At 60.1% G+C, this 23,949-nt stretch carries 20 protein-coding genes and 4 tRNA genes; 15 read left to right on the top strand and 9 right to left on the bottom strand.

What is annotated here, in order from left to right; genetic code table 11:
- The first annotated feature begins 172 nt into the window (after positions 1 to 172).
- Both J5M73_RS04405 and rmuC read left to right on the top strand, forming a co-directional pair.
- Positions 173 to 496 carry a sel1 repeat family protein gene (locus J5M73_RS04405; protein ID WP_102880537.1) on the top strand — a complete coding sequence of 108 codons (324 nt, stop codon included), beginning with the start codon at positions 173 to 175 and terminating at the stop codon, positions 494 to 496.
- A gap of 176 nt (positions 497 to 672) precedes the next feature.
- Entirely contained in the window at positions 673 to 2,040 is a 1,368-nt protein-coding gene (gene rmuC, locus J5M73_RS04400; RefSeq protein WP_170001972.1) for a DNA recombination protein RmuC, read from the top strand.
- Positions 2,041 to 2,052: 12 nt separating this feature from the next.
- On the opposite strand, the gene J5M73_RS04395 is transcribed toward rmuC, so the two are convergent.
- Both J5M73_RS04395 and J5M73_RS04390 read right to left on the bottom strand, forming a co-directional pair.
- A complete protein-coding gene (locus J5M73_RS04395; protein ID WP_207815064.1) occupies positions 2,053 to 5,526 on the bottom strand; it encodes a PAS domain-containing hybrid sensor histidine kinase/response regulator in 3,474 nt (1,157 codons plus the stop codon).
- A gap of 133 nt (positions 5,527 to 5,659) precedes the next feature.
- Positions 5,660 to 5,809 (bottom strand): hypothetical protein, encoded by a 150-nt coding sequence (locus J5M73_RS04390; RefSeq protein WP_180988512.1) that lies wholly within the window; start codon positions 5,807 to 5,809, stop codon positions 5,660 to 5,662.
- A 272-nt stretch (positions 5,810 to 6,081) separates the two neighbouring features.
- Here J5M73_RS04390 and J5M73_RS04385 point away from each other — a divergent pair, with 272 nt between their 5' ends.
- The 3 genes from J5M73_RS04385 (at position 6,082) to J5M73_RS04375 (ending at position 9,609) form a co-directional block, all read left to right on the top strand.
- Positions 6,082 to 6,393, top strand: coding sequence for a cupin (locus J5M73_RS04385; RefSeq protein WP_102860769.1), 312 nt, complete (start codon positions 6,082 to 6,084; stop codon positions 6,391 to 6,393).
- A gap of 106 nt (positions 6,394 to 6,499) precedes the next feature.
- Positions 6,500 to 7,651 carry a TDT family transporter gene (locus tag J5M73_RS04380; RefSeq protein ID WP_102860770.1) on the top strand — a complete coding sequence of 384 codons (1,152 nt, stop codon included), beginning with the start codon at positions 6,500 to 6,502 and terminating at the stop codon, positions 7,649 to 7,651.
- Between the two features lie 83 nt (positions 7,652 to 7,734).
- The gene (locus J5M73_RS04375) at positions 7,735 to 9,609 is read left to right on the top strand and encodes an MFS transporter (protein WP_102860771.1); all 1,875 of its coding nucleotides are present in this window, start codon (positions 7,735 to 7,737) and stop codon (positions 9,607 to 9,609) included.
- Between the two features lie 63 nt (positions 9,610 to 9,672).
- On the opposite strand, the gene sugE is transcribed toward J5M73_RS04375, so the two are convergent.
- The 3 genes from sugE to rdgC form a co-directional block, all read right to left on the bottom strand.
- Entirely contained in the window at positions 9,673 to 9,990 is a 318-nt protein-coding gene (sugE, locus tag J5M73_RS04370) for a quaternary ammonium compound efflux SMR transporter SugE (RefSeq protein WP_016967450.1), read from the bottom strand.
- Between the two features lie 106 nt (positions 9,991 to 10,096).
- Complete coding sequence (locus J5M73_RS04365) at positions 10,097 to 11,074, bottom strand: bile acid:sodium symporter family protein (RefSeq protein ID WP_102860772.1); 978 nt, start codon at positions 11,072 to 11,074, stop codon at positions 10,097 to 10,099.
- Positions 11,075 to 11,149: 75 nt separating this feature from the next.
- A complete protein-coding gene (gene rdgC / locus J5M73_RS04360; protein WP_016967448.1) occupies positions 11,150 to 12,070 on the bottom strand; it encodes a recombination-associated protein RdgC in 921 nt (306 codons plus the stop codon).
- 160 nt (positions 12,071 to 12,230) lie between these two features.
- Here rdgC and J5M73_RS04355 point away from each other — a divergent pair.
- From J5M73_RS04355 to J5M73_RS04340, 4 genes are all read left to right on the top strand, one after another.
- Positions 12,231 to 12,306 (top strand) — tRNA-Val (locus J5M73_RS04355).
- 19 nt (positions 12,307 to 12,325) lie between these two features.
- Positions 12,326 to 12,402: transfer RNA gene (locus J5M73_RS04350), tRNA-Asp, on the top strand.
- 187 nt (positions 12,403 to 12,589) lie between these two features.
- Positions 12,590 to 12,665, top strand: a tRNA-Val gene (locus tag J5M73_RS04345).
- Between the two features lie 19 nt (positions 12,666 to 12,684).
- A tRNA-Asp gene (locus J5M73_RS04340) sits at positions 12,685 to 12,761 on the top strand.
- 140 nt (positions 12,762 to 12,901) lie between these two features.
- Here J5M73_RS04340 and J5M73_RS04335 read toward each other — a convergent pair.
- Together J5M73_RS04335 and J5M73_RS04330 are read right to left on the bottom strand one after the other, a co-directional pair.
- The gene (locus J5M73_RS04335) at positions 12,902 to 14,071 is read right to left on the bottom strand and encodes a catalase family protein (protein WP_102860773.1); all 1,170 of its coding nucleotides are present in this window, start codon (positions 14,069 to 14,071) and stop codon (positions 12,902 to 12,904) included.
- Positions 14,068 to 15,876, bottom strand: coding sequence for a di-heme-cytochrome C peroxidase (locus tag J5M73_RS04330; RefSeq protein WP_102860774.1), 1,809 nt, complete (start codon positions 15,874 to 15,876; stop codon positions 14,068 to 14,070). Before J5M73_RS04330 ends, J5M73_RS04335 begins: the two co-directional genes overlap by 4 nt.
- Before the next feature lie 267 nt (positions 15,877 to 16,143).
- On the opposite strand from J5M73_RS04330, the gene J5M73_RS04325 reads away from it, so the two are divergent.
- The 5 genes from J5M73_RS04325 to J5M73_RS04305 all read left to right on the top strand — a co-directional run bounded on the left by J5M73_RS04325 (position 16,144) and on the right by J5M73_RS04305 (position 18,851).
- Positions 16,144 to 16,857 carry an FKBP-type peptidyl-prolyl cis-trans isomerase gene (locus tag J5M73_RS04325; protein WP_102860775.1) on the top strand — a complete coding sequence of 238 codons (714 nt, stop codon included), beginning with the start codon at positions 16,144 to 16,146 and terminating at the stop codon, positions 16,855 to 16,857.
- Between the two features lie 291 nt (positions 16,858 to 17,148).
- The gene (locus tag J5M73_RS04320; protein ID WP_102860776.1) at positions 17,149 to 17,604 is read left to right on the top strand and encodes a YkvA family protein; all 456 of its coding nucleotides are present in this window, start codon (positions 17,149 to 17,151) and stop codon (positions 17,602 to 17,604) included.
- 114 nt (positions 17,605 to 17,718) lie between these two features.
- Positions 17,719 to 18,060 (top strand): helix-turn-helix transcriptional regulator, encoded by a 342-nt coding sequence (locus J5M73_RS04315; protein WP_102860777.1) that lies wholly within the window; start codon positions 17,719 to 17,721, stop codon positions 18,058 to 18,060.
- Positions 18,057 to 18,428: a hypothetical protein gene (locus J5M73_RS04310; RefSeq protein WP_003179080.1), complete on the top strand. Its 372-nt coding sequence runs from the start codon at positions 18,057 to 18,059 to the stop codon at positions 18,426 to 18,428. Before J5M73_RS04315 ends, J5M73_RS04310 begins: the two co-directional genes overlap by 4 nt.
- Positions 18,429 to 18,851 (top strand): sel1 repeat family protein, encoded by a 423-nt coding sequence (locus tag J5M73_RS04305; protein ID WP_102860778.1) that lies wholly within the window; start codon positions 18,429 to 18,431, stop codon positions 18,849 to 18,851.
- On the opposite strand, the gene J5M73_RS04300 is transcribed toward J5M73_RS04305, so the two are convergent.
- On the bottom strand, positions 18,796 to 20,628 hold the full coding sequence (locus J5M73_RS04300) for a bifunctional diguanylate cyclase/phosphodiesterase (protein WP_207815060.1): 1,833 nt from the start codon (positions 20,626 to 20,628) through the stop codon (positions 18,796 to 18,798). The genes J5M73_RS04305 and J5M73_RS04300 overlap by 56 nt on opposite strands.
- Positions 20,629 to 20,763: 135 nt before the next feature.
- On the bottom strand, positions 20,764 to 22,848 hold the full coding sequence (locus J5M73_RS04295) for a carboxy terminal-processing peptidase (RefSeq protein WP_180988513.1): 2,085 nt from the start codon (positions 22,846 to 22,848) through the stop codon (positions 20,764 to 20,766).
- Between the two features lie 138 nt (positions 22,849 to 22,986).
- Between J5M73_RS04295 and J5M73_RS04290 the strand changes: the two genes are divergently transcribed.
- On the top strand, positions 22,987 to 23,949 hold the full coding sequence (locus J5M73_RS04290; protein WP_102860781.1) for a zinc-binding dehydrogenase: 963 nt from the start codon (positions 22,987 to 22,989) through the stop codon (positions 23,947 to 23,949).

Genomic DNA, 23,949 nt, shown 5'->3' with positions numbered 1-23,949 from the left:
TCTCATGGGGCTTTGAGAGGGTTGTAGAGGGGTTGTCCACTGACTTATCCACAGCTTCTGTGGATTGTCCCAAGCGCTTGCTCTAGGACGGGCGTGCTGGCTCTTTTTTGACTTTACCCGAGCGAAAAAAGGAGTAGAGTGGCGCGCCTTCCGATCTGCCCCACAGTGCTTTATGAAGTTTCGCTCAGTATCACCTTCTGTTACCGCCCTCCCTGACAGTGTTACCGAACCCAAGCGTTTTTCCTTACGTGTGGCTCTGTGGTTGCTGGACAGCCCGCGCCTGGGACACAACCCTAACGTCAAGCACTTTGCCGGACGTTTACTCAAGCAGCCGGCCCGGGAAGGGGTGGTCGCGGCGCAAAGTCGCCTGGGTCAGTTGATGTGCCGCGAGTGTGGCAACGCCCGGGACCGCCGTATCGGTCACGACCTGTTGCGCCAGGCAGCCCGCGCCGGTGACCGTCGTGCTCAACTAGAGCTGGGCCGTATCGAAGACTGAGGCTGTCCAACGCCCGGTGGCTTGGTTAACCTTCGTTCCTTATTTCGCTGACAGGAATTGCTATGGCTATGGACTTGACCAGCCTGCTGCTCGGCCTGGCGGGAGCGGCGCTGCCGTTACTGGTGCTGGCCTGGCAACTGCAGCGTCGCGCCAGTTCCAGCCAGTCCGAGCTATCACTGCTGGAAGAACGTCTGGCTACGGCCCTATTGGCCCAGGAAGGACTCATGGCACAGCTGGATGCCAGTCGTGATGAAGTCAGCGACCTGAGTCAGGCCAATGCTCTGAAGCAGGCGGACCTGGCGGCTGTGCGTCGAGAGGTCGAGTTGCTGCAGATTGAACGGGACAACGCCCGTGACGCTGCTCACGCCTGGAACCTGGAGCGTGCCGCCAAAGAGAACGAGTTGCGGCGTCTGGATGCCCAGGCTGCCTCGTTACAGGCTGAGCTACGAGAGCAGCAGGAAAGCCACCAGCAGCGCCTTACCGATCTGCAAGGGTCCAGGGACGAGCTTCGGGCCCAGTTCGCCGAGCTGGCGGGCAAGATCTTCGATGAGCGCGAACAGCGTTTCGCCGAGACCAGCCAGCAGCGGCTTGGGCAGTTGCTGGACCCGCTCAAGGAACGCATCCAGTCGTTCGAAAAAAGGGTCGAAGAGAGTTATCAGGCCGAGGCCCGCGAGCGTTTTTCCCTGGCCAAGGAGCTGGAGCGTTTGCAGCAACTGAATCTGCGCTTGAGTGATGAAGCCACTAACCTGACCCGCGCCCTCAAGGGGCAGAAGACCCAGGGCAATTGGGGGGAGCTGATTCTTGAGCGGGTGCTGGAGCACGCAGGCCTGGAGAAGGGACGCGAATACCAGACCCAGGTCAGCCTCAAAGGGCCGGACGGTGAGCGCTTCCAGCCCGATGTTCTGATCATGCTGCCGGGTGACAAGCAGGTGGTGGTGGACTCCAAGGTCAGCCTCACGGCCTACCAGCAGTATGTCGGCAGCGACGATCCACAGATTGCCCAGGCGGCCCTGAAGCAACATGTGCTGTCTCTGCGCAATCACGTCAAAGGCTTGGCCGGCAAGGATTACAAACGTCTGGAAGGTTTGCACAGCCTCGACTTCGTACTGCTGTTCGTGCCCATCGAAGCCGCATTCTCGGCAGCCCTGCAAGCCGAGCCCAACCTGTTTCAGGAAGCGTTCGACCGGCATATCGTCATTGTCAGCCCAACCACCTTGCTCGCTACTTTGCGGGTAATCGACAGCCTGTGGAAGCAGGAGCGCCAGAGTCAGAATGCCCGTGAAATCGCCGAACGGGCGGGCTGGCTCTATGACAAGTTCGTGCTGTTTATCCAGGATCTGGATGAAGTCGGCAACCGCCTGCAGCAACTGGACAAGGCATATGCCGCCGCGCGCAACAAGCTCACCGAAGGCCGGGGCAATCTGGTCAGCCGCAGTGAGCAGCTCAAGTTGCTGGGGGCCCGGGCCAGCAAGAGTTTGCCGGCAGATTTGCTGGAGCGGGCCATGACCGATGCCGACGGGCGAGAGTTGGAATTGCCGGAGTAGCCCGGCACTGGCTCAGCCCAGAGGCAGATGACGACTCAATAGGGCGCGCAAGGCTGCCGGTTTTACGGGCTTGGCCAGATAGTCCAACCCTGCCGCGTGCACCTGGGCGATCATCTCCGGACGCCCATCAGCACTGATCACCACGCCCGGCACCGGCTGCCCCAACTGAGTGCGTAGCCAGGCCATGACGTCGGTGCCGGTTTCGCCATCGTCCAGGTGGTAGTCCACCAGCGCCAATTGCGGACGGATGCCTTCCTTGAGCAGCGCCGCACATTCTTCGCGGTTCCGGGCAGTCCAGACTTGGCAACCCCAGCGTGTAAGCAGGCTGTTCATGCCGATCAGGATGCTGTCTTCATTGTCCACACAGAGCACCTGCCCGCCGTTGAGGGACTGCCCGTTGAGTTCCACCGCTTTGCCCGGCGCGACCACGCTACTGCGGGCCAAGGGAACGTTGACACTGAAAACGCTGCCCTTGCCGGGCCAGGAGCGTACCTGCAACGGATGGCCGAGGACCCGGCACAGGCCGTCGGCGATGGCCAGGCCCAGACCCAGGCCTTTTTCGGCGCGGGTCTGGTGGCTGTCCAGGCGCTTGAACTCTTCGAAGATCACCTGCTGCTTGTCCCGGGGAATGCCCGGTCCCCGATCCCAGACTTCAAGGCTCAATGAGTCGCCCCGACGACGCACTCCCAGCAAGACCGGGCCCTTGGCATAGCGGAAGGCGTTAGTCAGGAAATTCTGCAGCACCCGCCGCAGTAACTTGCTGTCACTGTCGACCCGCAGACGGCTACCGCGCACCCGGAATTGCAGGCCCTGCTCATGGGCCAGGGCCTTGAATTCCGCCCCCAGGGTGTCGAACAGCTCGTTGAGGGCAAAGGGTTTGCGATCGGGGGTGATCTTGCCGTTTTCCAGGCGCGAGATATCCAGCAGGTCGCTGATCAGGTCTTCGGCAGAGCGCAGTGAGCTGTCCAGGTGCTGCACCAGCTGCTGGGCTTCGACAGAGAGTCCGTCATTCTGGTGTGAAAGGGCGGCGGAGAATAGCCGTGCAGCGTTCAGGGGCTGCATCAGGTCGTGACTGACGGCCGCCAGGAAGCGCGTCTTGGATTGGTTGGCCGCTTCCGCCGTGCCCTTGGCTTCGGTCAGCGCAGCATTGAGTTGCGACAGTTCATGGGTGCGTTCCGCCACCCGTTGTTCCAGGCCCTCGTTGGCCTCGGTCAGGGCCTGCTCGGCCTCGCGGAACGGGGTGATGTCAGTGAAGCTCATGACGAAGCCGCCGCCGGGCATCGGGTTGCCGATCAGTTCGATGACCCGGCCGTTGGGGAACAGCCGCTCGGAAGTATGGGCTCGTCCCTGGCGCATCCAGTGCAGGCGTCGAGCGACGTGAACCTCCGCTTCGCCGGGGCCGCACAGGCCGCGCTCGGCGTTATGGCGAATGATGTCGGCAATCGGCCGGCCAACGCTGATCAGGCCTTCGGGGTAATTGAACAGCTCCAGATAACGACGGTTCCAGGCCACCAGTTTCAACGACTGGTCCACCACACTGATGCCCTGGGTGATGTTTTCGATTGCGCCTTGCAGCAGTGCGCGGTTGAACTGCAGCACTTCAGAGGCTTCGTCAGCGATGCGCACCACGTCTTCGAGTTGCATCTCCCGGCCTTCGATGGCGGCCTTAACCACGGCACGGGTCGAGGAGGCGCCAAGGACACCGGCGAGCAGGCGTTCGGTATGGGCGATCCATTCGCCGTCGGCGTTCTGATTCGGGTTGAAGCCTTTGCCCTGACGATAGGCGAAGCGGATGAAGCTCTGGCGGGCGCGCTCTTCACCGACAAAGCGCGCGGCCAGTTTCAGCAGGTCGTCGATCTGCACTGCCAGCATCGAACGTGAGCTGAGGCGACCGCTGATTTCCTGGCCGATGAAGCGTCCGGCCTGCCAGTGTTCGGAAACCCGGGTGCGCGACAGCACCGAGACCCAGGCGAACAGGGTGAAGTTACCGGCCAGTGACAGCACTACGCCCTGGGTCAGTGGCGTGATGGGCAGGTCCAGCGGGTTACCGTGCAGCCAGGCCAGGCCGGGGAAGCTGCTCAGGGACCAGCCCAGGCTGTGGGCAGCGATGGGCAGGACCAGGGTGTAAAACCAGATAAAGGTGCCGGCGGCGAGTCCGGCAAACACCCCTCGACGGTTGGCCTGTTTCCAGTACAACGCGCCAAGCATGGCCGGCGCCAGTTGAGTCACGGCGGCGAACGCAATCTGGCCGATGGTGGCCAGACTGGCGGTGGAGCCCAGCAGGCGATAGCTGACATAGGCCAGCAACAGGATGACCACGATGCTGACTCGGCGCACCGAAAGCATCCAGTGACGGAACACTTCGAAGGGGCGTTCGGCGTTTTTATGTCGCAGCAGCCAGGGCAGCAACATGTCGTTGGAGACCATGGTCGACAGTGCCACGCTGGCCACGATCACCATGCCGGTGGCGGCCGAGGCGCCACCGATGAACGCAAGCAAGGCCAGGGCGGGATGAGCTTGGGCCAAAGGCAGGCTGATAACGAAGGAGTCCGGCAATACGCTGCTGGGCAGGAGCATCTGTCCGGCCAGGGCGATGGGCACCACGAATAGTGCGGCCAGAGCCAGGTAAGCGGGGAACACCCATTTGGCCAGGCGCAGGTCCTGGGGCTCGATGTTCTCGACCACGGTGACGTGGAATTGCCGCGGCAGGCAGATGATCGCCATCATCGCCACTCCGGTCTGCACCACCATCGACGGCCAGTTGATGGTTTCCTTCCAGTACTGCTCCAGGCGGGGCGCGAGCATGGCCTGGTTGAACAGATCGTCGAAACCGTCATAGAGGCCAAACGTGACGAAGGCGCCGACGGCCAGGAAGGCAAACAGCTTGACCAGGGATTCGAAGGCAATCGCCAGCACCATGCCCCGGTGGTGCTCGGTGGCGTCGAGGTTGCGGGTGCCGAAGACAATGGTAAACAGCGCCAGGATCAGCGACACGATCAGTGCCGTGTCCTGGGCGCGGGTACCCATGGCGTCGGCTCCGGCGCCGATCAGCAGGTTCACTCCGAGCACGATGCCCTTGAGTTGCAGGGCGATGTAGGGCAGCACCCCCACCAGGCAGATCAGGGCTACGACCACCGCCAGGGACTGGGACTTGCCGTAGCGGGCGGCAATGAAGTCGGCAATGGAGGTGATGTTCTCCTGCTTGCTGATCATCACCATCTTCTGCAGCACCCAGGGGGCGAACACCAGCAGCAGGATGGGGCCCAGATAGATCGGCAGGAAAGCCCAGAGTTGTTCGGCCGCCTGGCCCACGGCGCCAAAGAAGGTCCAGCTGGTGCAATAGACGGCCAGCGACAGGCTGTACACCCAGGCCCGCACCCGCGGCGGAAGGGGCGCGCTGCGACGGTCGCCATAGAAGGCGATGGCAAACATGATGGCCATATAGGCCAGGGCAACGGCGGCAATCAGCCCGCTGGACAACGACATGGAAACTCCGAAGCAAAGACGCCGGGCACGTCAGCCCGGCCAGACAGTCTGGCACGATGTTGAGTTGGCGTCAGTGTCGACCAAGGTATCAGCGTGGCCTGATGTCGCAGGGCCGGACGGTCGTTCGGGCGGGCTAGGGTTGCAGGGCAAGCTCGATCATTTCATGGAGTTCCAGCATCACCACCGGCTCCACTTCGAACCTGATTGGCGGTGCCATGGTGGCAGTGCTGACCCTTAGTGGCGCGTTGATGATCTTTTCCTTGCGCCAGCGTTTGGCCGACAAGGTCCTGCGCTCGGGAGGCTGAGCAGTTGCTTGATTGCGAGGCGCAGCGGTCGACGCTCATGGAAACCAAGGGCAATTCTGTCGGTTGGCGAGAGGGCCGCTCACGTTCACTATGGGCGCCTGTTCCCTGCTGCCATGGAGTGCCTTATGTTTCCTGGGTCTGGTCATCGGTTGCTCGACAAGCAGTCGCGTCAGTCGTGTTTCAACGACCATTCAGCGCTAACGGGCGGCCAGTTGGGCCGCTCAAAACCTTTTGTGTCAGGGAGGGCGGTATGAAGGTCATTCGCAGTGCTGACTTTACCGGCGAGCGGGCCTGGGCAGCCCTGGATATCGCCAACATGAACGGCATCACCACGCGCCTGCACTGGACTGACCAGCCGTACCGATGGCACGTCAATGACGGTCAGGAGGTGTTCGTGGTGCTGGGTGGCCAGGTGCAGATGCGCTATCGCGTTGAGGGGGTGGAGCAGTCGGTGCTGCTGGAAGTGGGCGACATTTTTTATGCCGATCTGGGAACCGAGCATGTGGCTCATCCCCAGGGTGTTGCCAGGGTGTTGGTGATCGAATCCGAAGGCAGTGTCTAGGTTTATATCTGCAAAATAGATAACAGATAGAGAAATTACCCGTTATATAGATATTCGATTAGGTTCTACCATGGGCTCCACCTCATCAGAGGACAGGAGACACGTCATGCCATGCACCCACAGCGTCAAAGCCGGCCGCCGGCCCTTGAGTCATCTACAGCACCCCCGTGAAGCCATTCGCCAATTCACTCCCAACTGGTTCGCCGCCACCATGGGCACCGGTGTTCTGGCCCTGGCGCTGGCCCAATGGCCGGCGCCGGTGCCAGGCCTGCATCAGGTGGCTGAAGGCTTCTGGTGGTTGACCATCGTCCTGTTCCTGCTCTTTACCGCGATGTACACCGCGCGCTGGGTGCTGTTCTTCGATGAGGCGCGGCGAATCTTTGCTCACTCAACGGTATCGATGTTTTTCGGCACCATTCCCATGGGGCTGGCGACCATCATCAACGGCTTGCTGCTGTTCGGCATTCCGCGCTGGGGCGAGGCGGTGGTGCATCTGGCGCAAGTGTTGTGGTGGCTGGACGTGGCCATGTCCCTGGCTTGCGGGGTGTTGATTCCCTACATGATGTTCACCCGGCAGGAGCACAGCATCGATCAGATGACCGCCGTCTGGTTGCTGCCGGTGGTGGCGGCTGAAGTGGCGGCGGCCAGCGGCGGCTTGCTGGCGCCGCATCTGGCGGATGCTCACGCCCAACTGGTGATGCTCAGTACCAGCTATGTGTTGTGGGCTTTTTCGCTGCCGGTGGCTTTCAGCATCCTGACGATCCTGCTGCTGCGCATGGCCTTGCACAAATTGCCCCACGAAAGCATGGCGGCCTCGAGCTGGCTGGCCCTGGGCCCGATCGGTACCGGCGCCCTGGGCATGCTGGTGCTGGGGGGCGATGCGCCGGCGATCTTTGCCGCCAATGGCCTGTCCGGCGTCGGCGAGATTGCCGCCGGCCTGGGGCTGGTGGCGGGCCTGACCTTATGGGGCTTCGGCCTGTGGTGGATGTTGATGGCGGTGCTGATCACCCGCCGTTACTTGCGCGAGGGCATTCCCTTCAACCTCGGTTGGTGGGGCTTTACCTTCCCGCTGGGTGTGTATTCGCTGGCCACCTTGAAGCTGGGTAGCACTTTGCACCTGGGATTCTTCAGCGTATTTGGTGCGGTGTTGGTAGCGGCCCTGGCGTTGATGTGGCTGATCGTGGCCAGGCGTACGGTCCAGGGGGCCTATAAAGGAGAGCTGTTTGTTTCGCCGTGCATTGCGGGCTTACGGAAATAATCGCCAAAGATAGGTAAGGTTGTGGCCTGGATCGATATTCGACATTCCAATAACAGTATCCACGCCACTCAGGGACATGGAAGATGAGTCACCCTTCGCAGTTCACTTTGCTCCGCAAGCGGCGGTTCCTGCCGTTCTTCATCACGCAATCCCTCGGCGCCTTCAACGACAACATCTTCAAGCAGTCGTTGATCCTGGCCATTCTCTACAAGCTGAGCATCGAGGGTGATCGCTCGATCTGGGTCAACCTCTGTGCCTTGCTGTTCATCCTGCCGTTCTTTCTGTTCTCGGCCCTGGCCGGGCAGTTCGGTGAGAAGTTCGCCAAGGATGCGCTGATTCGCCTGATCAAGCTGGGGGAGATCGCGATCATGGCCGTGGGAGCGGTGGGCTTCGTCTTCGACCATCTCTGGCTGATGCTGTTGGCGCTATTTGCCATGGGGACCCATTCGGCACTGTTCGGCCCGGTGAAATATTCGATCCTGCCCCAGGCCCTGCGTGAAGAGGAACTGGTGGGCGGCAATGGCCTAGTGGAAATGGGGACTTTCCTGGCGATTCTGGCCGGGACCATCGGCGCGGGGATCATGATGTCCTCGGCTCATTACGCCTCTATTGTCTCGGTTGCCATCCTGGGCGTCGCGGTGTCGGGGTACCTGGCAAGTCGGGCCATTCCACGGGCGGCTGCTGCAACCCCGGACATGCGCCTGAACTGGAACATCTTCAGTCAGTCCTGGGCCACCTTGCGTCTGGGCTTGGGGCAGACACCGGCGGTGTCGCGGTCAATTGTCGGCAACTCCTGGTTCTGGTTTGTCGGGGCAATCTACCTGACTCAGATTCCCGCCTATGCCAAGGAGTGGATGCACGGCGACGAGACGGTGGTGACCCTGATCCTCACTGTGTTCTCGGTGGGTATCGCGGTGGGCTCGATGCTGTGCGAGAAGCTTTCGGGGCGCAAGGTTGAGATCGGCCTGGTGCCGTTTGGCTCCTTTGGCCTGACGGTATTCGGCCTGCTGCTGTGGTGGCATTCCGGTGGTATCCCGGAGAGTGTCAATGGTCATGGCTGGCTTGAAGTGCTGGGCTTCGGGCATGCCTGGTGGGTGTTGTTCGACGTGCTGGGACTGGGGGTATTCGGTGGCTTCTATATAGTGCCGCTGTATGCGCTGATCCAGTCGCGTACTCCGGAGAATGAACGGGCCCGGGTAATTGCTGCCAACAATATTCTCAATGCGCTGTTCATGGTGGTATCGGCGATTGTTTCCATCGTCATGCTGAGCATGGTCAAGCTGACCATTCCCCACCTGTTCCTGGTGGTGTCGCTGCTCAACATCGCGGTCAACGTCTATATCTTCAAAGTGGTGCCCGAGTTCAGCATGCGGTTCATGATCTGGCTGCTCAGCCATTCCATGTACCGCGTCGAGCATCGCAATCTGGAGCAGATCCCCGATGAAGGGGCGGCGTTGCTGGTGTGCAACCACGTGTCGTTCGTCGATGCCTTGTTGATTGGCGGCGCGGTGCGCCGGCCGATTCGCTTCGTGATGTACTACAAGATCTACAACCTGCCAGTGCTGAACTTTATCTTCCGCACCGCCGGAACCATTCCTATCGCTGCACGGCATGAAGATCTGGAAATCTACGAAAAGGCCTTTAAGCGTATTGCCCAGTATCTGCGTGACGGTGAGCTGGTGTGCATTTTTCCCGAGGGCAAGCTGACTGCCGATGGTGAGATTAATGAGTTCAAGGGCGGCCTGACACGGATTCTCGAAGAAACCCCGGTGCCGGTGATTCCCCTGGCACTGCAGGGCTTGTGGGGCAGCTTCTTCAGTCGCGACCCGAACAAAGGGTTCTTCCATCGCTTCTGGTCACGAGTGACTTTGGTGGCCGGGCCAGTCGTAAGTGTGGAGGCCACCGAACCCGCGCAGTTGCAGGCGGTGGTGGGGCAGTTGCGCGGCAGTCGTCGCTAGGATTGCAGTGAATACAAAAACGCCCGCAGCATTGCGGGCGTTTTCATTTCTGTGCGGCGGCGGTCAGCTGGCGCTGACTTTCAAGCCCACCAGGCCGGCGATGATCAGCGCCACGCTGGCCAGGCGCACCAGGGCCATGGATTCGCCGAACAGGATGATCCCTGCGATCACCGTGCCAATAGCACCGACCCCGGTCCAGATGGCGTAGGCCGTGCCCAGGGGCAGCTCCTTCATGGCCAGGCCGAGCAGGCCCAGGCTGATGGCCATGGCGAGGATGGTCAGGGCGGTGGGCAGCGGACGGCTGAAACCGTCGGTGTACTTCAGGCCGACAGCCCAGCCCACTTCAAACAAACCGGCAAACAACAAAATGATCCAGGACATGCTGACCTCATCGGTTGATGGGGTCGTCCCCACAAATAAGTCACTCGATTGAGTCGCGAGGTCGTCCTCGCGCTGCGCAGTATACTGCTCAATGCGGCTCGGTCGATCAGTTTTCAGCTCGGTTGCCGACTCGTTGTGTTTCCAGTTTTTGCTCGCTTTTGTCCCTCATGCCGCGGAAGTAGGTCGAGAGCAAGGCCCCGGAGATGTTATGCCAGACGCTGAACAGGGCGCTGGGTACTGCCGCCAGTGGAGAGAAGTGGGCGCTGGCCAGGGCGGCCCCCAGGCCGGAGTTCTGCATGCCGACTTCCAGGGCCAGGGATTTGCGTTGTGCCAGTGGCAGTTTGAAGAGCCGGCCGGTGAAATAGCCCAACAGGTAGCCGAAGCTGTTGTGCAGCATCACCACCGCCATGATCAGCAGTCCGGACTCGGCGATTTTTGCCTGGCTGGCCGCCACCACGGCGGTGACGATGATGACGATGCTCACCACCGAAACCAGCGGCAGTACCTCTACCGCATGTTGTACCCGATGGCCCAGCAAGCGCTGGGCCAGCACGCCCAGCACGATCGGTAGCAGCACTACTTGCAGGATCGACCAGAACAGCTCCATGAAAGACACCGGCAGCCAGGCCGAAGCCAGCAGCCAGATCAGCGCAGGGGTCAAGAGTGGCGCGAGCAGGGTGGTGACTGCAGCAATGGCCACCGACAGGGCGAGGTCGCCCCGGGCCAGCCAGGTCATGACGTTGGACGAGGTGCCGCTGGGGCAGCAACCCACGAGAATCACGCCGACGGCAATTTCCGGCGGCAGATGGAAGGCCTGGCAGAGTAGCCAGGCCACCCCGGGCATGATCACGAAGTGCGCGACCACTCCCAGTGCGACGCGCCAAGGATGACGGGCCACTTCGGCGAAGTCTTCGAGTTTCAGGGTCAGGCCCATGCCGAACATCACCAGGCCCAGCAGCGGCACGATGGCGCCCTTGAGGCCGATGAACCAACCAGGTTGGAAGAATGCCAGGACGGCGAAGATCAGTACCCAGTAGGCGAAGGTGTTGCCGACAAAGCGGCTCAGTGCAGCCAGTGCTCGCATGACCTGTTCCTTATTATGTGAAAACGCCACCGAAGGCGGTGGCGTCTATAGCGGGGCGGCTATTGGAGCAAGGCGTCAGATGCCTTGCGGAATCTCCTCGCCACCCAGGGCCTCGAACAGCGCCGGCAGGAAGTCGCCGAAAGTCAGCATCATCAGGGTGAAGCTGGCGTCCTGCTGGCCGAGGGCTTCATCGCCGCCGTCCTGTTCCGCCTGATCCTGCAGCAGGTCTTCGAACTTCAGGCGCTTGACCACCATCTTGTCGTCGAGCATGAAGGACAGTTTGTCCTGCCAGGCCAGGGACAGTTGGGTGACCACCTTGCCGGTGCTCAGGTGCAGCTGGATTTCCTCGCCGGTCAGGTCCTGGCGCTTGCAGCGCACGATGCCGCCGTCTTCGTGGGTGTCGCGCAGTTCGCATTCGTCGAGCACGAAGAAGTCGTCGGCGGCTTTTTGCGTCTTGACCCAGTCGGTCATGATTGCGCTCGGGGCGATCTTCACGGTCAGTGGACGTACTGGCAGGGTGCCGAGGACTTCGCGCAGGGTGGAGAGCAGGTCTTCGGCGCGCTTGGGGCTGGCGGAGTTGACCAGAATCAGCCCTTGTTTCGGGGCGATGGCGGCGAAGGTCGAGGAGCGGCGGATAAAGGCCCGGGGCAGGAACGCCTGGATGATTTCATCCTTGATCTGGTCGCGCTCCTTCTTATAGACCTTGCGCATCTGTTCGGCTTCGATCTCTTCGACCTTTTCCTTCACCGCGTCGCGCACCACGCTGCCAGGCAGGATGCGTTCTTCTTTGCGCGCTGCCACCAGCATGAAGTCCTGGCTGACGTGCACCAGCGGGGCGTCTTCACCTTTGCCGAAAGGGGCGACGAAACCGTAAGTGGTCAACTCCTGGCTTGCACAGGGGCGCGCCAGTTTGGTCGCCAGTGCAGTTTCCAGCGCCTCAGCATCAAAAGGCAGATCTTGGGTCAGGCGATAGATCAGCAGGTTTTTGAACCACATGGGGTGAATCTCTCCTTTATACAAAGGAGGGCATTATTCTCTTCGCTGCTGCTCAGGCCAACCCTTCGCTAAGCCTTTGGAAGGCCTGAAAAAATTATTATAAAAAGTGCTTGCCAGAGTGGGGGCTGCTCCGTAGAATGCGCGCCACACCGAACGTGAAGGGTGATTAGCTCAGCTGGGAGAGCGTCTGCCTTACAAGCAGAATGTCGGCGGTTCGATCCCGTCATCACCCACCATTCGCATTCAGTGTTACGCGCAGCGGTAGTTCAGTCGGTTAGAATACCGGCCTGTCACGCCGGGGGTCGCGGGTTCGAGTCCCGTCCGCTGCGCCATATTCGGTAACCTGGAACACTGAACGCCAGGTCACCACAGAAAGCCCGCTAGCGCGGGCTTTTTGCTGTAAAGAGTTTGTGGGTAGTGCGGCATTTCATGGGAATTCAGATTTTTTTGATAAAATTATCAATTAAATCAACACTTTAAGAATTTCTGTGGCATAATGCGCCCCGCAACGAAGGTAAAGGGTGATTAGCTCAGCTGGGAGAGCGTCTGCCTTACAAGCAGAATGTCGGCGGTTCGATCCCGTCATCACCCACCACTTACTTTCAACGCTACGCGCAGCGGTAGTTCAGTCGGTTAGAATACCGGCCTGTCACGCCGGGGGTCGCGGGTTCGAGTCCCGTCCGCTGCGCCATATTCGATAACCTGGAACACTGAACGCCAGGTCATCACGGAAAGCCCGCTAACGCGGGCTTTTTGCTGTCTGGGGTTTGGCTTTAGGCAAATCCGGCACCCCAAAAAGCGGCCCGCAGGCCGCTTTTCTTGTTTCAGGGCTTACTGCTCGGCGTTACGGCTGTGCCGGTAGTCACTGACAGCTTCGTAGACCGCTTTGCGCAAGCGGTTGATACCACCGATAGGGCGATGGGCCTCAATGCCGAACCAGGGATTGAAGGATTGATTGTCGCAGGCGAGGTTTTGCGCAGGAGTGTCGAAGTCCTGGGCGGGGATCGTCAATCGGGCCACGGTTTCAAACGGTGCGTCGCTTTCTTTCCACTCGATGCTGGTGTCTTCGATCGGCATGAACCGGCTCGGATCCTGGCGCTGGATCTGCAGCACGAAGCAGGCTGGCATCCGATCGGTGGAGAGCTGCTGGGTCAGTGCACTGCGCAAGAAGTTGGGCAGGTCCTGGTTCTGCGCTGGCAAGCTGTAGGCCGGGCAGCTGTCCGGGTCTGGCATGACCCGGAACTTGGCGTTGGCGTTACCGAACTTGTAGGGCGAGACCGAAAAGTAGGTCGTCTGGGTCGGGCTGGCTGGTGCTGGTGACAACGTGGCCAAGGCGATGAACAGATGGCGGATCTGCCAGCTGCGAGGATCCCAGCCAGGGAAGAAGGCGCCGACTTTCTTGCCATCCGCTTGGGCGGCAATGTTTTGTTGATACTCCGCCACATCGCTGACGAAGAAGTTCGGATGATTGAACATCACGAAGTCCTGCTCGCGTCGCGCCGATTCCGCGGGGATCAGCTGTTGCCCAGGAACATCCAGCAGTTTGATCGCCATGCCGCGGGCATCGCGAATGCTGTCGAACTGCGGATAGGCATTGCCGTTGGACAAACGCACGGTCGCTTGCCAGGTCTGGCCGGGGTTGGCGAATACACCCTGGCGCAGTTCCGAATTCAGGTCCTTGAGCACCTGGACCTCGGCTTTCACGCAGCCATGAGCCTTGGCGTGGGCATCGCGCAGGTAGCGCGTGCCTTCGCGGTGTTGATCGACGATGCGTACGGCGGTCTGGATGATGTCCTGGGTGCGTGCGGCTTCATCGGCGGGAATCTGCTCCTGCACTGCCACCGGACCACGGTGCTGCCAGGCGAACCAGGCGCTGCCCAGGGCCCAACCCAGCAGGCCGATGCCAGCCAGCAATAACAGAGTCTTGCCCAGCAATGCACTGAGGCTTAGCCAGAGCCTGGCCAGCAGTGACGGTCGTTTTCTTGCGAGATCGAGTTTCATGGCAGTTGTGACTCCAGCGGTCCGCCTAGCACTTTCAAGTATTCCAGCAGCGCCCAGCGCTCTTCGGGTTGCAGCAGAGGGCCGATGACGCCGTTGCCACGCTGGCCGGCACGGAATTCGTGGCCGCTGTTGTGGTTGCCGCTGATGCGGGTATCGAATTCAAAGCCATTCTTGAAGGCTTCCGGGCGATAGCCCAGGTGCTTGGGATCGTATTCGAAGGTGCCTCGATAGAAGGTGGTGGAGCGTTCGGATTGGGGCGAAAGCAGTTGATACAGGTTGGGCACCGAGCCGTTGTGCAGGTAAGGCGGTGTCGCCCAGACCCCAGCCAGTGGCCGGGCCTTGTAGGCACGCAGCTCCCGTACGCCGATCGGCAGGCCATAGCCATCCAGCCGTGGCCGTTCCTCGGGAGTGACCTTGGCATCTCGGTAGGCACGTTCCTCGACGAAGGCGGTGATATAGGCCAGGCCCTTCGCGGCCGAGAGTTGGCGAAGGTCAAGTGGTTCAGTGGGCGTCGGGTGCAGTTCGACGTTGGACTTGGCCAGTTCGGCGGTGTCCCATTGCAGGGCGCTCAGGTCATAGCGCAAGTCGGCGATGTTGCTGGCGGAGTTCGGGTCGGTACCAATCACCGAAACCGGGAGCATCTTCAGTTGCTGCACTGGGCGGCCGTTGCTCTCGCTCACTGTCGGTAGGTGACAGCCGGCGCAGTGGCTGGCGAACAGGTCGCGGCCCTTGGCAGCCAGAGGTTTATCGACAGTGCCCAGCAGTGCCTCAGGCCATGTGGGAGGCTTCAGGCGCTGCAAGGTTTCTTCTATATGGTTAAGGTCGCGAACCCGCACACTGGACGGGTAGCGGGCATCGCCGGTGAGGGGCTGGCCGTTGCTGTCGAACAGATTGAGGGTGGCACCGACCCCCAGAGCCTCGCCAATGTTGCGGGCCATGGGTTGCTGTGCGGAACCGTTCCACTGCACCCAATCGAAGGTCCAGATGTCCCACAGTTGTGGGTAATCCACCGGGGCGTTGGCGATCCGATAGTTCTGCGCAGAAATGGCATCGCCGAAACTGGCGTTGGCTATGCGGCCGAAGGCATCGGTACGGCCCGGGCCTTCCTCGGTGGGATAGAGGCCACGATGGGTGTCGTTCCAGGCGACTCGGAGGAAGGTGTCCAGCGAGGCCTTGAAATCCTTGCGCAGTTGTTCATGTTGCGCGTCATAGTCTGCGCCCAGCACTTTGCGGGCGAAACGCTCGAATTTCCATGGGTTGTAATAGGTGGTGGCCAGACTGGCTACCAGCGCCTGGCCGAAGCTGCCGCCGCGCAGGGTTGGCACGCTGGAGGGCAGGACGTGTTGCGCCGATCCGCCATCGATTCGCAATGCCTGATGGTTGAAGCGCAGTTCCCCGGTGTGGCAGGCGGCGCAGGTGATGTCCAGGTACTGTTCCGGGCTGCCTGGGTTCTGGTGTCGGGCGAACCCTACTGGCAGGTTGCCGGGATTCTGCGCGGTGGCTTTCTGTCCGGGCTGAACCAGGAACCCGAAGCGTGCCAGGTACTCCGGCGCTGCAAAGGACTGCTTGGAGAAGGGCAGCTCCAGGGCGGTGAACCATTCATAGCGCAGGCCTTTGACTTGAGTGCCTTGGGGGGTGAAATAGTACGTCTGGCGATCGGCAGCGTCCCACTGGTCCAGATAGTGCACCTGCTCGACGGGCACATAGTCGGGAAGCTTGGGGTTGGCGATGTAGTACACAACCACGGCCAGGGCTATGCCGATCAACACGGCAATCAACAGCAATACACGGTAGATGAGGCGCAAGATGTACGTCCTTGTCGAATTTGCTTTCCTTATGCCTGAGCGTCTCTGACGCGGCAAGTAGCCATTACTTGCGCTATGGTTATTCGCGCTCGTTCCAGCGCCTCACCGAGCCGCCTGAGCGGGCGTTCCCCAAAGCATAAAACGTGTTTAAAGACGTGAACTTATCGGACATTTACTACTCTTACGCCGGTAGCCATTGGTCGTGGTCGCCTGATAAGCTCGCGGCTTTATTCGATTGCCCTTTAGGCGCATGAACAAGGAAATAGCATGAAACAGCATCGGTTGGCGGCGGCGGTGGCCCTGGTTAGCCTGGTACTTGCGGGGTGTGACTCGCAGACCAGCGTAGAGCTGAAAACCCCGGCGCAAAAAGCTTCCTACGGTATCGGCCTGAACATGGGCAAGAGTCTCGCCCAAGAAGGCATGGATGACCTGGATTCCAAAGCGGTAGCCCAGGGCATCGAAGATGCCGTCGGCAAGAAAGAACAGAAGCTGAAGGATGAGGAACTGGTTGAAGCCTTTGCCGCGCTGCAAAAGCGTGCCGAAGAGCGCATGGCCAAGATGAGTGAAGAGTCGGCTGCTGCCGGCAAGAAATTCCTCGAGGAAAACGGTAAGAAAACCGGCGTGACTACCACTGCTTCCGGCCTGCAGTACGAAGTGCTGAAGAAGGCTGATGGTCCTCAGCCCAAGTCGACTGACGTGGTCACGGTTCACTACACCGGTACTTTGACCAACGGTACTGTATTCGACAGCTCGGTAGAGCGTGGCAGCCCGATCGATCTGCCTGTCAGTGGCGTCATCCCGGGTTGGGTTGAAGGTCTGCAACTGATGCACGTGGGTGAGAAGTACAAGCTGTACATCCCTAGCGATCTGGCCTACGGCGCACAAAGCCCAAGCCCGTCGATCCCGGCCAACTCGGTTCTGGTGTTCGAACTGGAGCTGCTGGGTATCAAGGATCCAGCCAAGCAGGACGCCGCCAAGTAACCTGTCTCTGCGCCTGAAGCAACGCCCCGTTTTTACGGGGCGTTGTCGTTTCTGCGGGCCACTGCTGGTAAATATTCCGAACCGGCGCCATCGTAGGTGGTCAGAACTGGGTATCGGCGGTGGGTAGTCTGTGAAGGCCGCCAAGTCAATGAAATTATGGGTTTTTTTATGTGAGTAAAAAACGCCCGATCTGAGCTAAGCCCTTATGAAACGGGGCTTTCAGCTGTGAAAAATAGCTCTGTTCACAAGGTTATCCACAATTTGTGTGGATAACATTTCAGTGGAGTGATGATGAAAGCACCCTGGAGTTTTGCTCGATTCCTGCCCCTGGCTGGTCGGTTGCTGAGCCGCGGTCGTTTACCGACGCTGTTGTTTGCCGTGGCCAGCAAGGGGGCCAGCCAGGGTGGCCGTCTGGGCAAGGTCAAAGAGGATCTGCGCCTGCTCCAGGCACTGTGTCTGGCTTACTGGCGAGGTGAGTATCGCGCTGTGAGCCCCAAGGCTTTGCTATCGGTAGTGGCAGGGTTGATGTATTTCCTCAGCCCGGTGGACGCGATCCCCGATTTTCTCCCGGTATTCGGCATGCTCGACGACATCGCCGTGCTGGCGTGGTTGATGAAGACCCTGGATGACGAACTTGGTGCCTTCCGCGCCTGGCGCAACCGCCAGATGCCGGAAAAACTGGCAGTGGTTGAACGCCTGCCGGATACACCGGAACAGCTGCAGCTGGAGGGGCCGCGGAAAAGCTGAGGCGATTGACTGGCTCTCTCAACAATCATGCTCCCCGCGACCGCCGCCGCTGTTAGGATTACACTTCAAGGGAAAAGTCCGACTCGGTAAGAGTCGTTGTCCTACGGGGTAGTAATGGATATTCAGATTATTGAACGCGATGGCGAGCCCGAATATGCGGTTCTGCCGTGGGCTCAGTATCAAGCTTTATTGACAGCCGCAGGCCTCACCAAACAACAACCACACGCCGCTGCAACCTCTCAGGCGGCACCACCAGCCCAGAGTCTTCCGGGCCTGGATCAACTACGCAATCTGCGCGAAGGGAAGGGCATCGCCATCGAGGCGCTGGCCCGCAAAGTAGGTATCAGTCCGTCTTACCTGGCCCTGATTGAAAGTGGCGAGCGTCAACCCGACGCTGCGATTCGCCGCAGCCTGGCCTGGGAGTTGACGGTGCCGGGGTGGAGGGAGCAATCGTGAGTGTAAGGATCAGTCGTCAGCACTGGGATGGGCTGTTGGGCGAATTGGATCAAGCCCGTCGCCAACGCCATCTTTTAACCTACCGGGCATTGCTTGAGCGATTGCAGCTGCCTAGCCCAGCCATGCAAACCCTGACGGCCGCGCTGGAGCATCTGGCGGCCCTGGATGCCCGGGCCGAACAGCCATTGCGCAGTTCATTGGTGATCAGCCAAGGCGCTAGCCGTTTACCTCGTACCGGGTTCTTTGAGTGTGTGGAGCGCTTGGGACGTTTTTCCGGGCCATCCGATGGCGTGGCCGCTGCGTCATGGCACGCATCGGAAGTGGTGCGCGTGTTCGAGTATGAATACCCCGAATCAGCGGAGGCTTGAATGTTCTGGCGACTCAAGGCACGACTCAGCTATTGGCTGGCGCGCCGGTTGTTTCATTGGCCGTGGTTTATCCGCGAACCTCGCAGTTGGCGGTGGATGGAGGGGCAATTCGCACGCATGGCCAATCTGGGGGATGTCGACGCGCAAAGTTTCTACGGGCACATCCTGACTTTTCGTGGGCATGGGCTTGGGGCGCGGGAGGAGGGCATTCGCCTGCTGCGCCTGGCGGCTCTGGCCGGTGACGGTAAAGCCGCCTATCAATTGGGGGTGATCAGCCTCGCCGGCTCCGCCAGCAAGGCTCCTGATGCTGCCGAGGCAAGCCGTTGGTGGACGCTCTCGGCCAAGGCCGGGCATCCACTGGCGGAGCTCAAGCTGATGCAGCTGAATCAGGCGGCGGATTCCGATCCCGCATCGGTTCGTTGAGCGCCTCGCTTCCCATGCGGGCTGCAGCGTCCAAACTGTCGATTACGTGGATGCTGTAGCCCTGAACATTCTTGGCATGATGCTTGGCCTGGGATGCCAGCTCTGCCAATTGGCTGGAATCCAGTAGTCCACAAGCCTGTGGATACAAGTGCACGACGCCGATGGACAGTGACAACAAGGGGAACTCCTGACGCACTCCTTGACGGTTGGGGGCGACAAAGCAACCGGCCTCCAGGTGTTCGCTGCGGTAGAAGCGTCGGCACTGACTGTGAAAGTCGTCCAGCAACTGGTTCAGGCGCCTTTGCCAGTCTTCAGGTCCGAGCACCAGCAAGAAATCATCCCCGCCAATATGCCCGACGAAGTCACGACTCGGGTCGACCCGATCATTCAGGCATTGGGCCAGGCACAGCAGCACTTCATCGCCACGGCCATAGCCGTAGATATCGTTGAAGGGCTTGAAGCTGTCGATGTCCACGTAACAGATCACTGACTCTTGCCCTTGTTGCAGCAGGCGGGTGAGGCATTGCTGGATGGGCACGTTGCCCGGTAACAGGGTCAGGGGATTGGCATAGCGCGCCTGCTGGATTTTCAGTTCGGTGATCAGCTTGAGCACATCTATTACCCGTCCCAGTCCCAGGTAGTGACCGTTGAGGGTGATGATGAAGTCTTCCTCGATGCGTTGCCGGGCGCGACTGGTGATCAGGCGGCTCACCTGCTGCAGGGACTGGCTGAGTTCGACGGCAAGGAAGTCGTCATTCATCAGGCGGCTGATGGGTTTGCGGGCAAAAAGATCGGTAGCGAATGGCTTGAGCAGGGCATCTGAAAGCGAATGCCGGTGGACGATCCCGCAGGGGTGGCCCTGTTCGTCGAGGACTGCCAGAGAGTTGAGGTTGGCTTGCCGGCGAAAGGCTTCCAGCACGTTGGCTGTCGGGGTATTACGGGCCACGGCGGGCTGTTCGTTGAGCAGCGCGCTGAGGTCACTGCCTTCATCGTTGAGTGCCACGCTGGTTTGGTCATGCTTGGGCATCATTGCCCGGGCATCCCGAGGCGGCTGTTCCTGCGGCCGGCACAGCAAGTAGCCCTGGACTAGATCCACTCCCATTTCGCTGAGCACCACCAATTCCTCGAGCATCTCTATCCCTTCGGCTATCACTTGGGCGCGAGACGCCTTGGCGATCTGCAGAATTGAACCGACGAATTCGCGCTTTAGGGCGTCCTGATGGATACCATCGATAAAGTGCCGGTCGATCTTTACATAGTCCGGTCGCAGCTCGGACCACAGGCGCAGGCTGGAGTAACCGGCGCCGAGGTCATCCAGGGCGATGGAAAATCCCATGTCCCGGTAGTGATGCAGGGCATTGTGCAACAGCTGAAAGTCGTCGATGGGGGTCTGTTCGGTGAGTTCGATCACCACCTGGCTTGGAGGAATGCCAACGTCCTGTAGCAGTTGCAGGGTCCGGCCAGGTTGATGGGTCGCTTCCAGCAGGGATTCCGGCGATACGTTGAGGAACAGTTTGCCGGGTAATTGCTGCTCGCTGAAGCGTTTGCAGGCGCTGTGGCGGCAAGCGAACTCCAGTTCGCTCAGGCGCCCGGCCTGGCGGGCCACCGCGAACAGGGCGACCGGGGAGTGCAGGGGGCTGTTGGAAGGGCCACGGCTCAAGGCTTCGTATCCGAGGATACGTCGCTGCGAGAGAGAAATGATCGGCTGGAACAGGCTGTGCAAACCGCTTTGAGCCAGGATTGAACTCAATGCACTCAGCTGTTCGGTCGTGGTCATGGCGATCTCTGTCGATAAAAAAAGGACCGGGCGCCGCTCCTGATTCAAGAGCGGCGCCCGGTCCTTTATTTCACGACAGAATGATGACTGTTTAATGACGCTCCGAGGAGCGATCGAATTAAATTGCCATCATCTTCAGTGCTTGGCTACCGAGGTGTTGAGCTTCAGATAGTCCAGCAGAATGCGCCCTGTTTCGCTCAGGTAGGCGTCGTCTTCCGGCTTGGTCTTGTCTGGCTCGGCAGCTGCTAGTGCATCTTCGTCTTCTTTCTTCAGCTCTTTGAGCGGCTCTTCACCCTTGGCCTTGCGACGAGCATTTTCCAGAGCCAGTTGCTTGGCTTCGATGTCGGCATGCTGTGCCCGACGATCCGCTTCGTTGAGGCTGACGGTTTTTTCCGCCATCAGTTTCTGTGCCAGGGCCAACTTGTCGCGGATGAACACGAACTCCGCATCTTTCGCTGAACGGCTTTCATGTTCGGCCTTGAGCTGGGCCAGGAATGGCTTGAACGGATCCACAGCCGGTTTGATGGCCGGGCGAATGGTGTCCCAGGGCATGGCTTCAGGCAGAGCGCTTTCACCGATTTCCTTGGTGTCGATGATCGACGGGTAACCGATGTCCGGAAGAACGCCCTGATGCTGGGTGCTCTGGCCGGAAACCCGATAGAACTTGGCCAGGGTCAGTTTCAGCTCGCCATGGTTCAGTGGCTGAATGGTTTGCACCGTACCTTTACCGAAGGTCTGTCCACCAATGATCAGCGCTCGGTGGTAGTCCTGCATGGCGCCAGCGAAAATCTCCGAGGCCGAGGCCGAGAGACGGTTTACCAGCAGTGCCATCGGGCCTTTATAGAAGGCGCCGGGGTTTTCATCCTCCAGCACATCCACACGACCGTCGGCGTTGCGTACCAGTACTGTCGGCCCTTTGTCGATGAACAGGCTGGTCAGTTCGGTGGCTTCCTGGAGGGAGCCACCGCCATTGTTGCGCAGGTCGATGACCACGCCATCGACCTTGTCTTTCTGCAGCTCGGTCAGCAGTTTTTTCACATCGCGGGTGGTGCTCTTGTAGTCCGGATCACCAGCGCGGAACGCCTTGAAGTCAAGGTAGAAGGCCGGGATCTCGATCACTCCGAGCTTGTAATCCTTACCATCCTGCTTGAGGTTGAGGATCGACTTCTTCACTGCCTGGTCTTCGAGCTTCACCGCTTCGCGGGTGATAGGCACGATCTTGCTGGTCTGGTCGTTTGGCGCATTGCTGGCCGGAATCACTTCCAGGCGGACCAGGGTGCCTTTCGGACCACGGATTAGCTTGACCACTTCGTCCAGGCGCCAGCCCACTACGTCGACCATTTCCTTGTTGCCTTGGGCGACACCGATGATCTTGTCTGCGGGAGCTATCTGCTTGGTCTTGTCTGCCGGGCCTGCCGGCACCAGGCGCACGACCTTGACCTGGTCGTTGTCGCTCTGCAACACGGCGCCGATGCCTTCCAGCGACAGGCTCATGTTGATGTCGAAGTTTTCCGCGTTATCCGGCGACAGATAATTGGTGTGCGGGTCGTAAGACATGGCGAAGGTGTTGATGTAGGCCTGGAAGATGTCTTCGGCCCGGGTCTGGTCCAGGCGCGCCAGCTGATTCTTGTAGCGCTTGGTCAGCGTCTCCTGAATCTGCTTGGGCTCCTTGCCGGCGATCTTCATGCGCAGCACTTCGTCCTTGACGCGTTTGCGCCACAGGTCGTCAAGCTCTGCGGTGGTCTTGAGCCAAGGGGCGTCCTTGCGGTCGATCAGCAAGGTCTCCTTGGCGTTGAAGTCGATCTTGTCGACGCCTTTGTTGAGCTCCGCCAAGGCGAAATCCAGACGCGCTTTGACCCGGTCCAGATAACGCTTGTAGATGGTGAAGCCGGCATTCAGGTCGCCGCTCTTGAGGAAGTCGTCAAACTGGGTTTTCCATTTGTCGAATTCCGCGATATCGCTGGCCATGAAGTAGCTGCGCGATGGGTCCAACAGCTTCAGGTAGCTGTCATAGATGATCACCGAGCGCGCATCATCCAGCGGAGGTTTGCTGTAGTGGTGGCGTTTGAGCAGTTCTACAACATTGAGGCTGGCAATTACCTCATCGCGATCGGGCTGAAGTTGATCCCAGCTATTGGCTGCGAACGTATTGCTCGACATCGGCAGAAGGCCGAAACCAATGAAAAGGGCGAGGGCGGTGCTGGGGAACAAATGCTTCATGCTGATTCGACGCGGGGGCAATTGATAACGCATATTAGGCCGTCTTTGAAGTCGCCGGTTCCATAAGGACCGGTCGCATAATGCAAAAAGCCCGGTGCTACCGCTCCGGGCTCAGTCCAGACTCACTATGGAGGCACTGTGAAAGCATTGCAAGGCGTTGAAGGTCATGTGGAGTGGGTTGAAGAGCCAAGCCCTGCCTGTGATGTAGGGCAGGTTCGCATTCGGGTGGCGGCTGCGGGTCTCAATCGGGCCGACCTGTTACAGCGTGCAGGGCTCTATCCGCCCCCTCCGGGAGCCAGCCCGATCCTGGGCCTGGAGTGTTCCGGGATTATCAGCGAAGTGGGGCCGGGTTCTTCCTGGCAGATCGGTGACCGGGTGTGCGCGCTGCTGGCCGGTGGCGGCATGGCCGAGGAAGTGGTGGTTGATGCACGTCATGTGCTGCCGGTGCCCGAGGGGTTGTCCTCGGCCGAAGCTGCGGCGTTGCCCGAGGTCTACAGCACGGCCTGGCTCAATCTGTTCCAACTGGCGGCGCTCAAGCCTGGCGAGAAGGTGCTGTTGCACGCGGGAGCCAGTGGTGTCGGTTCGGCCGCGATCCAGCTGTGCAAGGCGTTTGGCAATCCATGCTGGGTGAGTGTCGGCTCCGCCGATCGCCTGGCCTATTGCGAAAGTCTCGGCGCCCAAGGCGGTGTGGTGCGGACTGAGGGGCTGGAAGCGCTGCGGGACTTCGGTCCATTTGACGTGATCCTCGATCCTGTAGGGGCCAATTACGCGGTCAGCAACCTCAAGCTGCTGGCCGTTGATGGGCGCTGGGTGCTGATTGGTCTGATGGGCGGGCGTGAAGCGCAACTGGACCTGGCTCAGGTGCTGGCCAAGCGTATCCAGCTGTTGGGCTCGACCCTGCGTAGCCGCAACGAACAGTTCAAGGCTGACCTTTTCCGTGACCTCGGGCAGAACGTCTGGCCGCTGTTCGCTGAAGGACGCCTGAGCCCACAGTTGGCCAAAACCTTTGCGATCAGGGACGCCGAAGCGGCATTTGCCGAGCTGGCGACCAATCAGGTCTCGGGCAAGCTGGTGCTGGTGATCGACTCCAGCCTGACGTGA

Origin of the sequence: Pseudomonas sp. 50_B, assembly GCF_017491625.1 — a bacterium.
Lineage (GTDB): Bacteria > Pseudomonadota > Gammaproteobacteria > Pseudomonadales > Pseudomonadaceae > Aquipseudomonas > Aquipseudomonas danubii.
This window is presented reverse-complemented; position numbering and strand designations above follow the sequence as displayed.

Coding starts and splice junctions, on each gene's coding strand:
- J5M73_RS04405 (WP_102880537.1), top strand. CDS start 173: ATGAAGTTTCGCTCAGTATCACCTTCTGTTACCGCCCTCCCTGACAGT.
- J5M73_RS04395 (WP_207815064.1), bottom strand. CDS start 5,526: ATGTCGTTGTCCAGCGGGCTGATTGCCGCCGTTGCCCTGGCCTATATG.
- J5M73_RS04385 (WP_102860769.1), top strand. CDS start 6,082: ATGAAGGTCATTCGCAGTGCTGACTTTACCGGCGAGCGGGCCTGGGCA.
- J5M73_RS04380 (WP_102860770.1), top strand. CDS start 6,500: ATGCCATGCACCCACAGCGTCAAAGCCGGCCGCCGGCCCTTGAGTCAT.
- J5M73_RS04375 (WP_102860771.1), top strand. CDS start 7,735: ATGAGTCACCCTTCGCAGTTCACTTTGCTCCGCAAGCGGCGGTTCCTG.
- sugE (WP_016967450.1), bottom strand. CDS start 9,990: ATGTCCTGGATCATTTTGTTGTTTGCCGGTTTGTTTGAAGTGGGCTGG.
- J5M73_RS04365 (WP_102860772.1), bottom strand. CDS start 11,074: ATGCGAGCACTGGCTGCACTGAGCCGCTTTGTCGGCAACACCTTCGCC.
- rdgC (WP_016967448.1), bottom strand. CDS start 12,070: ATGTGGTTCAAAAACCTGCTGATCTATCGCCTGACCCAAGATCTGCCT.
- J5M73_RS04335 (WP_102860773.1), bottom strand. CDS start 14,071: ATGAAACTCGATCTCGCAAGAAAACGACCGTCACTGCTGGCCAGGCTC.
- J5M73_RS04325 (WP_102860775.1), top strand. CDS start 16,144: ATGAAACAGCATCGGTTGGCGGCGGCGGTGGCCCTGGTTAGCCTGGTA.
- J5M73_RS04320 (WP_102860776.1), top strand. CDS start 17,149: ATGAAAGCACCCTGGAGTTTTGCTCGATTCCTGCCCCTGGCTGGTCGG.
- J5M73_RS04315 (WP_102860777.1), top strand. CDS start 17,719: ATGGATATTCAGATTATTGAACGCGATGGCGAGCCCGAATATGCGGTT.
- J5M73_RS04305 (WP_102860778.1), top strand. CDS start 18,429: ATGTTCTGGCGACTCAAGGCACGACTCAGCTATTGGCTGGCGCGCCGG.
- J5M73_RS04300 (WP_207815060.1), bottom strand. CDS start 20,628: ATGACCACGACCGAACAGCTGAGTGCATTGAGTTCAATCCTGGCTCAA.
- J5M73_RS04295 (WP_180988513.1), bottom strand. CDS start 22,848: ATGAAGCATTTGTTCCCCAGCACCGCCCTCGCCCTTTTCATTGGTTTC.